This window comes from Thermodesulfobacteriota bacterium, assembly GCA_036397855.1.
Lineage (GTDB): Bacteria > Desulfobacterota_D > UBA1144 > Nemesobacterales > CSP1-2 > DASWID01.
Map to the genome: position 1 here is coordinate 24,300 of DASWID010000091.1, position 9,791 is coordinate 34,090.

At 39.7% G+C, this 9,791-nt stretch carries 10 protein-coding genes; 4 read left to right on the forward strand and 6 right to left on the reverse strand.

Annotated elements, in window-relative coordinates:
- Positions 1-57 precede the first annotated feature (57 nt).
- Positions 58-1,131: a class III poly(R)-hydroxyalkanoic acid synthase subunit PhaC gene (gene phaC / locus VGA95_07015; protein ID HEX9666296.1), complete on the forward strand. Its 1,074-nt coding sequence runs from the start codon at positions 58-60 to the stop codon at positions 1,129-1,131.
- A gap of 99 nt (positions 1,132-1,230) precedes the next feature.
- Here phaC and fabG read toward each other — a convergent pair whose 3' ends face one another.
- Positions 1,231-1,989, reverse strand: coding sequence for a 3-oxoacyl-[acyl-carrier-protein] reductase (gene fabG, locus VGA95_07020; protein ID HEX9666297.1), 759 nt, complete (start codon positions 1,987-1,989; stop codon positions 1,231-1,233).
- Between the two features lie 315 nt (positions 1,990-2,304).
- On the opposite strand from fabG, the gene dapF reads away from it, so the two are divergent.
- The 3 genes from dapF to VGA95_07035 are packed head-to-tail and all read left to right on the forward strand — an operon-like array spanning position 2,305 to position 5,506.
- The gene (gene dapF / locus VGA95_07025; GenBank protein ID HEX9666298.1) at positions 2,305-3,171 is read left to right on the forward strand and encodes a diaminopimelate epimerase; all 867 of its coding nucleotides are present in this window, start codon (positions 2,305-2,307) and stop codon (positions 3,169-3,171) included.
- A 26-nt stretch (positions 3,172-3,197) separates the two neighbouring features.
- Positions 3,198-4,448 (forward strand): amidohydrolase family protein, encoded by a 1,251-nt coding sequence (locus VGA95_07030; GenBank protein ID HEX9666299.1) that lies wholly within the window; start codon positions 3,198-3,200, stop codon positions 4,446-4,448.
- A complete protein-coding gene (locus tag VGA95_07035) occupies positions 4,445-5,506 on the forward strand; it encodes a gamma-glutamylcyclotransferase family protein (GenBank protein ID HEX9666300.1) in 1,062 nt (353 codons plus the stop codon). The genes VGA95_07030 and VGA95_07035 overlap by 4 nt, the downstream gene beginning before the upstream one ends.
- On the opposite strand, the gene VGA95_07040 is transcribed toward VGA95_07035, so the two are convergent.
- The 5 genes from VGA95_07040 to VGA95_07060 form a co-directional block, all read right to left on the reverse strand.
- Positions 5,503-6,336: an MqnA/MqnD/SBP family protein gene (locus tag VGA95_07040; GenBank protein ID HEX9666301.1), complete on the reverse strand. Its 834-nt coding sequence runs from the start codon at positions 6,334-6,336 to the stop codon at positions 5,503-5,505. The two genes, VGA95_07035 and VGA95_07040, sit on opposite strands and share 4 nt — an antisense overlap.
- A 229-nt stretch (positions 6,337-6,565) precedes the next feature.
- Positions 6,566-7,363 (reverse strand): menaquinone biosynthesis protein, encoded by a 798-nt coding sequence (locus tag VGA95_07045; protein HEX9666302.1) that lies wholly within the window; start codon positions 7,361-7,363, stop codon positions 6,566-6,568.
- A gap of 72 nt (positions 7,364-7,435) precedes the next feature.
- Positions 7,436-8,194 carry an imidazole glycerol phosphate synthase subunit HisF gene (gene hisF, locus VGA95_07050; GenBank protein HEX9666303.1) on the reverse strand — a complete coding sequence of 253 codons (759 nt, stop codon included), beginning with the start codon at positions 8,192-8,194 and terminating at the stop codon, positions 7,436-7,438.
- A 155-nt stretch (positions 8,195-8,349) separates the two neighbouring features.
- Complete coding sequence (gene hisA / locus VGA95_07055) at positions 8,350-9,078, reverse strand: 1-(5-phosphoribosyl)-5-[(5-phosphoribosylamino)methylideneamino]imidazole-4-carboxamide isomerase (GenBank protein HEX9666304.1); 729 nt, start codon at positions 9,076-9,078, stop codon at positions 8,350-8,352.
- Positions 9,079-9,791: hypothetical protein (locus VGA95_07060; GenBank protein HEX9666305.1), on the reverse strand; the 713-nt coding region annotated here is incomplete at its 5' end.

Consider the following 9,791-nt stretch of genomic DNA (forward strand, 5'->3'; position numbering starts at 1 on the left):
CAGGTTAGTGGTAATATTCTAAACGACTCAATAAAAAAATTGGAGGACTTTAGATTAATGTCATCAGATTATATAAATGCCGTTATTCAAGAGACTGAAAAAATTAAACAAAAGGTCTCTAAAGCAATAGATATGGCTCTAATTAACCCACCAGAAGTAAAGGTTGGTACGACTCCTCATAAAGTGGTTTTTACAGAAAACAAACTGCGTGTACTCCACTATTATCCTACTGCTGAAAAAACATACCCTGTACCGCTTGTCATGATATTTGCCCTCGTGAACCGTCCATATATACTGGACTTAAAACCAGGAAGAAGTGTAGTTGAGGTTTTGCTCAATAAAGGCATTGATATATATATGCTTGACTGGGGGGTCCCTGGTGATGAGGATAAAGACCTCAATCTAGATCACTATATAAATAGATATATATATAAAGTGATCAGTAAGGTTAAAAAGATCTCAGGCGCCGATAAGGTAAGTGTTTTGGGGTATTGCATGGGCGGAACCATGTCCGCTATGTATACCGCACTCCATCCAGAAGATATTAAAAACCTAATCCTTTTGGCTGCAGGAATTGACTTTAAGGTCGAAGGTACATTAAACCTTTGGGGTGATAAACACTACTTCGATGTGGATAAATTTGTTGATGCATTTGGAAATGTTCCGCCCGAATTTCTCCAATCAGGGTTTCTTTTTATGAAACCTGTTCAAAATCTAGTGTCGAAATATGTGAATTTTTATGAAAACATAGAAAATAATAACTTCATCGAAAACTTCCTGGCAATGGAGAAATGGTTAAACGATAATATCCCGGTTGCGGGGGAGGTTTTCAGAGAGTTTATAAAGTACTGTTATCAAGAAAATCTACTCGTTGAAAACAAACTTAGAATAAACGGTAAGATAGTTGATCTCAGTAAGATTAAGTGCTCTGTATTGAATCTAATCGCTGAGAATGATCATCTTGTACCACCGGCATCAAGCAAAGCCTTTAACGATTTAATATCCAGTAAAGACAAAGAAGCCATTATTTATCCTACAGGCCACATTGGAATGTCTGTGAGCAGCAAATCTTTAAGGGATCTATGGCCTAAGGTTGCCGATTGGTTGATAGCTAGATCAAAATCCGATTAACTTCATAAATTTGCATGATTTCGTATTAATGCATATGTACCCTTGCAGTTCATCAGTCTTTTGAGTACATAGGCACAAAGAATATCATAAATCGGCAAATCAAATGTAGTGACCACCGTTGATTCTTAGAGTCACACCTGTGATCCAGCTCGCTGCTGGCGAACAAAGATATAATACCGCAAGGGCAATTTCTTCAGGTGTCCCAAATCTACCTAATGCAATCTGACCCCTTATTTGATTCCTGATGTCTTCTGGTACTGTACCAAGCATATCAGTTTCGATAAACCCGGGCGCTATAGCGTTCACGCGAATGTTGTTTTTTGCGAGCTCTCTAGCCACACTCTTCGTAAATCCAATTATTCCAGCCTTTGTTGAGGCATAGTTGGCCTGACCAACATTACCCATCTCTCCAATAATGGATGAAACAGAAATTATTACGCCGCTGTTTTGAGCAATCATAGGCTCAAGCACAGCCTTGGTACAATTAAATATGCTTGAAAGATTAGTCTGTATAACCTCGTTCCACTGTTCTGGAGTCATTCTGCGCAGTGTCCTGTCTCTGTTCACACCGGCATTATTTATCAATATATCGACCTTCCCAAAATGATTCATAACAGCCTTGCCAAGGTTTTGGGCTTGCTCAAACCTTCCAACATCTGCACGAACGGTAACACACTTCCTTCCCATCTTTTCAATCTCTTTCTTCACCTGATCAGCCTGTTTATCACTCCTCGAATAATTCAATAATATATCAGCACCCGCTTCAGCTAAAGCTAGAGCAATTGCCCTACCTATACCCCTGGAACCTCCAGTTACAAGTGCAACCTTGCCTTTCAAATCAGTTAATTCCTCAATCATGCTGTCGCCTCCTCGAGATTGTAAGAGTTACGGTAAAAAGGATATAGATTTTTAACTCTTAAATAAATATTTGTCAAATATTATAGAATTAATCATCGAATGGGGCATTTTGAGGTCCTATTAATTTTTATTTCAATCATCCCCTAAACTGGAGCGAATCATAGTATAAAATGAAAGTTTCAGGGCCTATTACCGGTGAAGCTAACCTTAGGGAACGCATATCAGCGTCCCCTGTAATTTATAGAAAAATTTGTTATATTCCAGTATGATGGAAATGCGGTTTTACGCCAAAAATTAATCATGAGGGAAGATAACATGAATAATTTTGTTAAGTCTCACGGGCTTGGTAATGACTACGTTGTATTGGATCAGGCCAAAATATCCTTCCAACTCAATCCCGAAACAATAAGGCTCATCTGCCACAGAAATTATGGAATAGGATCCGATGGAATCCTCCTCGTCGTTAAATCTACCAATGCAGACTTTGGACTAAGAATTTTTAACCCGGATGGTACACCCGCAGAAAAGAGCGGTAATGGTCTCAGAATCTTCGCGAAATTCCTTTATGAACATGGCTACACTGACAAACACAACTTAAGTATTGATACTCCAGGAGGTATTGCAGCCGCAGAATTGGGGATAAATAATGAAAATATCGAATCTGTAACGGTGGAGATGGGTAAAGCAACATTCCAAAGTAAACTAGTACCAGTCGACGGTGAAGATAGAGAAGTAGTTGATGAAGTGATGAGAATTAATGGTGAGATACTGAAGATTACTGCAGTCTCAGTCGGGAATCCCCATTGTGTTGTTTTTATGGATGAGCTCGATGAAGGTTATGTGAGGAAACTCGGTCCTGTCATTGAAAATCACCAAATGTTTCCGAACCGAACTAATGTTCAGTTTGCACGGGTGATATCTAGACACAAAGTAGAAATACTCATCTGGGAGCGCGGTGCAGGTTATACACTGGCATCGGGAAGCAGCTCTTGTGCGGTAGCTGCAGCCTCATTTAAAAACGGTTTCACAGACAGATCGGTGACTGTTTTAATGCCTGGTGGAGAACTCCAGATCGAAGTGAGAGAAGATTGGTCAATCAGGATGAGGGGTCCGGTTGAAGAGATTTGCAGCGGAACAATCAGTGAGGATCTAATCCTAAAAATATCCAAATTCCCTAAATAGGTCTACCTAAAACAGCTAATTAAAGAATGTCAAAGATCCTTCTAGCAGCAAAGATGATATTACCAATTTCATCCCCTCCGATGAAAGAAGGCGCATTATTAATAGCAGAGGGAAAGATTAAAGAAATTGGAGAAGGGAAAAAGCTAAGAAAAAGATACTCTCGAATAAATAATATAGAACTCGGGAACGGAATTTTACTCCCCGGATTCGTAAATGCACACACCCATCTTGAACTTGGATGGATAAAGAGAAAGATAGGAAATTTCAATGGATTTATTGAATGGCTTGAGCAAATAATAAAGGCAAAACAGATAGATACAAAAAGAGAAGAGATTGAAAAATCGATTAGAAAGGGCATCAAATCACTAATAGTAAATGGTGTAACTACGGTAGGCGAAGTTTCTTCTTATGGAGGCATTGACAAACCCCTACTCAAAAAATCCGGACTCAGAACAGTCTTATTCATAGAGCTATTTGACAGACACGCAGACTTTTGGAAAAACCTGACATTTGAGAAAGAAGAGCTTTTTGAAGAAAGACCCTTTCCACACGCTCCTTACTCTTGCTCAGCGGATTTTCTTAAGAAGCTCGTAAGATTTCAAAGAAAGACGCGAATACCTTCGGGTATCCACCTTGCCGAAAGTCCAGATGAGGTAAAATTTTTAAGAGGCTATAAGAACGGTTTCGAAAAGAGGATATTTCCATTAATAGAAAAAGAAAACTTTCACAGGATTAAAGCGGATTCGCCTTTTAAGTATCTAAAGAAATTAAAATTTTTTTATAAAAGCAAAGTTACTGCAGTGCACATGGTGCAGGTTCATCCTGCGGAAATTGAAGAAATAAAAAAAGACGATATTGGTGTGGTGTTATGTCCAAGAAGCAATTACTTTCTTAAAGTTGGTGCTCCACCTTTCAAGCATTATTCTGGCCTCGATAGGATAGGGATTGGGACAGACGGCCTTTCGAGTAACTTCAACTTTGAATTCTTTGAAGAACTTAGATTTTTTTACCTTACTTCGAATAAGATATTAGGAATGGATGCCTCCTTCTTTACAGTCTATGCTGCCACACTCGGTGGAGCAAAATCGATTTTTCTCGAAGATAAGATTGGAAGTATTGAAAAGGGGAAAGATGCCGATTTAATATTCCTCGGTCCAGCGAACGCCTATACCGACCCCTATCTCTCAGTAATATCTTCCACAAACAAAGACTTACAGCTTTCGATGGTAAGAGGTAAAGTTATTTACTCAAAGAAAAAAGCCTGGAAAAACATTTGAGCAATGAAATAAAAAAGCTTTTTGTATATGGAACACTCCTACAGGGCGAGCCAAGAAACGAGTTTTTATACGACAGCGATTTGCTTGGATCCCTGGAGATACCGGGAGAGCTTTATATCACCGATATGGGATACCCGACAGCTTTTTTTACACAGAATGTAAATCACCATGTAAGTGGAGAGCTTTACGAACTATCCGGAGATAATATCACTGATAAGATCATGACCTTGGATGAGATAGAAGGAATTGACGATGGTTTATTTAAAAGGAAGGTTCTGAGAATGAATGGCCACAACTTTTTTACTTACGAAGCTGGAGAGGCATTAGGCAATTTCCTAAACAGCAGATTCAAAATCAAATCGGGAAACTGGAGATTACACGGATCTATAGCTAAGAGGGACCCAATCAAATTTGCCCTTGCCTTTGAAAAATACTCTGCAAAAGGCTACAGAGAGTTTCCTATAAAAGACTCATCAGAATCGATCCATGTACGAGGAGTAGCTCCCATTCTTTTAACCGCACCACACGCATGTGCTCATATTCGAATGAATAAGTTAAAAAGTCCAGAGACATTCACAGGGTCACTCGCGGTTATACTTCACTCGATTACGGGATCCCATGCCCTTTACACCCACAGGGCTTCTGAAATTGACCCGAATTTTTATGATGAGTCTCCATTTAAAGAAAAGATTGCCACAATCGTGAAAAGATTTGGGATCAGGTTTGTGCTCGACATTCACGGTACCTCTACAACAAAGTTAGGGGATGTATTTCCAGGAGTTGGTTCCGACCATGAATTTCTCCTTGGCAATGAATCCTTCATAGACAAACTATTCGAATGCTCAGCGAGATTCGGAATCAGACTTGGAAGTCCGAGAATTTTTCCAGCATCGCGCCAGATGACCGTAACCAGATTCGTTGCTAGAAAGCTCGGAATAACATCTATGCAAATTGAGATTAATGAAAGGCTTAGAACCCCTGACAAATTACCTCAGAGCTTTGACAAATTAGTAAGATTTCTTGTCGACTTTTTAGGTACTGCAAAAAACCCTTGTTAATTGCCCAAAATATCCAGTCTTGCACTTTCACTAATAAGTCCCTTTTCATGAGCCTTTGTAAAAAGACACTCTAAAGCTTTTTTTCCCCGCTTCCCCATTTTTTTCGTAAATTCATTTACATACATGAGCACAAACTTTTCTCCCAAGTCCTTATTCATCCCTCTCCCAAACTTAAGTGCATACTCCAAGGCTTCATCTATATGGGCGAGGCCATATTCTATGCTTTCCTGATGAACTCTTAATACCTCATCCTCAATGCTCCCATCAAATCCCCTTTTTATGACATTTAACCCCAAGGGCAGAGGAAGATCGGTTTCTTCAGACCACGATTTACCAAGATCGAAAATTGACTCTAGACCATAGTCTTTATATGTAAGCTGTCCCTCATGTATTATAAGACCAGCATCAACATGCCCATCCCTGACAGCATTAAAGATTTTATCAAAGGGAAATTCAACTGGTATAAATCCATCACAGTAAATACGGAGGAGTAGATATGCCGTCGTTAATTTGCCTGGAATGGCTATCCTTTTGCCCTCCAGTTCCTTTATCATTTCCCTTGCCACTACGATGGGGCCGTAGCCTGCCCCCATACTAGCGCCACATGAAAGAATCCTATACTTATCCTGTACCATAAGATACGTGTGAGCCGAAACTGCGGTCACTTCCAGCTCCCCTTTTAATGCTCTTTCGTTAAGGGACTGAATTTCTTGAATAACATGTACAAAATCGATCTTGTCTGATGAAACCTTGCCACTGGCGAGTCCATAAAACATGAAGGCATCATCGGGGTCAGGGCTGTGCCCGAGTCTCATTGTGATTTTACTCAAGATTTGTGTCTCCTTTTTTCAATAAATCTTCTCACAGGATGGTATCAGCTCGCCCTGAATGGTAGAAGATCTCAGTCAAAACCGCATCATCCCTATACCTTATGATATCTCAACAATCAAAATAGACCTCAGGAGTTGATTTCAAAATCTGAACTTTCAGATAATGAAAAATCCAACTCATGTTAAGACATCGGAAACCTTCATGTTTCGAACCATTGACAGACCTTATTTAGGCCTTATAAAACTTCAATCCTGAATTCTTGATGTCGGCACCAATCTTTGACAATAAATATCTAAAAGCATTTATTCCTTCGATCTCTTTATCACCCAGATTATAGTGAATTCTTTCAGTCAGATATTCGTAACAAATATTCTCACTCAAATTGATTTCATTGGCGTAAATTTTTGCGATTCTCTTTGTAAGCTTAAGTCCCATCACTTTAGCCATCTCTAGAGCCTCAAGATTCTTCCCGAGATTTACCCCTTCTCCCACTGCATATACTGCATACACGAATGGGAGGCCCGTCTCCTTAGTCCATACCTCGCCAAGGTCTATCACTTTATAGCCGCCAGGGGGCGAATGCCTCATCCTGAGACCAGCATTTCCTATGTACATCCCAGCATCTACTCCATCCAAAAAGTTGTCATCAGGATTTCTTTCAACATAACCGGGATTAATATTATTGAATCTCTCTAGAATAATTCTAAGAAGCGATGAAGAGCTCTGCGATCTCGAATCTACCGCTACGGTTTTTATCTCCCCAACTGATTTCTTAGACAACAATACGACACTGGCTACCTCACCATTGGATGAAATTGATACATTCGGGACTATCCTATAAATATCTCTTTTAAGTAATTCAGCAACGGGAATTAGACCCAGGTCAACTTTCTTTTCGAATAGTAATCTGGATAATCTGGACGGATTTTCATACACAATCTCAAAGTCATTTTTTATTAAACCTTCCTCTAACGCGTACACAAGAGGTCTTACATTTAAAAATGGAACAGCTCCAAGCTTGATCAATTTCGGTCTCCATGTTGCAGAACTAGTGATATATAAACAACAGTGAAAATTTATTTTTCATTAAACCAGAAATTAAAGTCTAATTTCTATTCCGTTTTCTTTTAAATACCTTTTGGCTTCAAATATTGAATATTCACCATAATGGAAAATAGATGCAACCAAGACAGCATCTGCCTCTCCCAAAGTAATTCCATCATAGAGATCCTTCAGATTTCCAGCACCACCTGATGCAATTACCGGAATACCAACCGCTCTGGAAACAGCCTCAGTTAGTTTCAAATCATATCCATTCTTTGTCCCATCCATATCCATACTAGTAAGAAGTATTTCACCCGCACCAAATAACTCCATTTTCTTCGCCCACTCAACAGCGTCGATTCCCGTAGGATTTCTCCCCCCATGTGTATAGACCTCCCAATTTGAATCGGAAACGCTTCTTGCGTCTATAGCAACAACAATACATTGACTACCGAATTTCCCCGCAGCTTTTTCAACAAAGTCAGGTCCTTTGACCGCCGCGGTGTTAATTGCAACCTTATCGGCACCTGCCAAAAGAAGGTTTCTTACATCCTCAAGGGTTCTAACACCTCCGCCAACTGTTAGTGGTACAAAGACCTCACTAGCGGTTTGTTTAACGACTTCTATCATTATATTTCTTTTCTCATGCGAAGCTGTAATGTCAAGAAAAGTAATCTCATCGGCCCCCTCATCACTATAACGCTTAGCAATTTCAACCGGATCACCTGCATCGCGGAGATTAAGAAACTTCACCCCCTTTACCACCCTTCCGTCCTTAACATCCAAACAGGGAATTATTCTTTTCGATAGCATTTTAAAACCATTGGTTTATTAGGCACTCGGACATAAAAATTAGAAATCAGTGATGATATTGATAAGTTCCTCTTCTGACTACTGCATTCTGGCTTCTGACTTTTGAAGTTTATTTGAAACTCAGTCACTTTATTTTTGTCTTTGCACCTTTGTTGTTAATAATCTGAAAATCTGTTTATTGCATCTCTTAGATCAATCTTACCGCTGTAAATTGACTTGCCAAGTATTACCCCCAAAAGCCCCACCGTAGTTAGGTCAGACAGTTTTTCTAATTCATTAAGGGATGAAATTCCACCAGAAGCAATTATAGGTATTGGAGAGTTTCTAACAAATTCTTCAACTGCATTAATATTCATACCCTCCAAAGTTCCATCACGATCTATATCAGTGTGTATAACTAAAGAGACACCCGCTGCCTTCAAATAATCTAGAAAAGATTTTAGATCGAAATCTATAGTTTGTTTCCATCCCCTTACAGCGATCCTCCCATTCTTTGTGTCAATTCCAACGGCGACCCGCTGTGGAAACTTTCGGTTAGCTTCAGCTAAAATCTCCGGTTTCTGAACTGCCACAGTTCCCAGTATGACTCTATCCAGCCCTGTTTCTAAATATCTTTCAATGGTTTCAATATCCCTGATTCCACCACCTATTTGAACGGAGCATGAAACGGAATTCACGATTTCTTTTATTAATTCAAAATTCCTCGGTTTACCTGAAAATGCACCATCAAGATCAACAACATGTATGCGCCTAGCTCCGCATTCCTCCCATTTCCTAGCCACAGCCAGCGGATCTTGAGAAAATACTGTTTCAGTCCCCTCCTCTCCCCTTAACAACCTTACACATTTACCTTCCTTTAGATCTATGGCAGGAATAATAAGCATTTAAGGCTGCCCTAGGAATTCCGCAAGATTGTCTACAACTTCTATTACACCCTCTTTTGCGAGTTGATTCGCAGTAATCCATTTACCCTTCCGTTTAAAAAACTTGCCAATTTTAGTAACGTTCTGTAGGAGTGTTTCCTGTGTCTCTGCGTAATAATCCTCCCAAAGCCTTTCACCATTATTTGGGTTTATCAATTGAACGCCAAAGGCTACAGAAGCCGGGGAAGCTGTGCCCAACTCTCCGCCTTCCCTCTCCCTAAAAGTGGATATATTACCAATCAAGACGGAGTCAGAGTTAAGGTTCTTCCCAACTTCCATGGCTAAATTCACATAACCTCGCTCCGGATTTTCTTCCTTCAATTTTATAAATTCATCAGTTGAACTTCCTAATGCAACGATGGTTATCCCCTTAATCCTGTTATTCAATTCCTGATACAACTCACTGGTCAAAAACCTGCCTCTTTCTACAGAAATTTCATCCCGAACCTCCGGACTAGTAAACATCGGGAGTACCACGATCTTATGTATCTCGATTGGCTTTTTTGAATAACTACCCTTTTCTGATACGGCACCGGCGCAGGATATTAGATAAAAGCAAACGGCCAACGTTAAATGAAAACAGGTGCTATAACTTCTCATTTCTCTATAAATATACTGGATAATGAGGTTAATAAAAGAAGTTAAACTACGCAGGTTTTTAATACAACAAGACA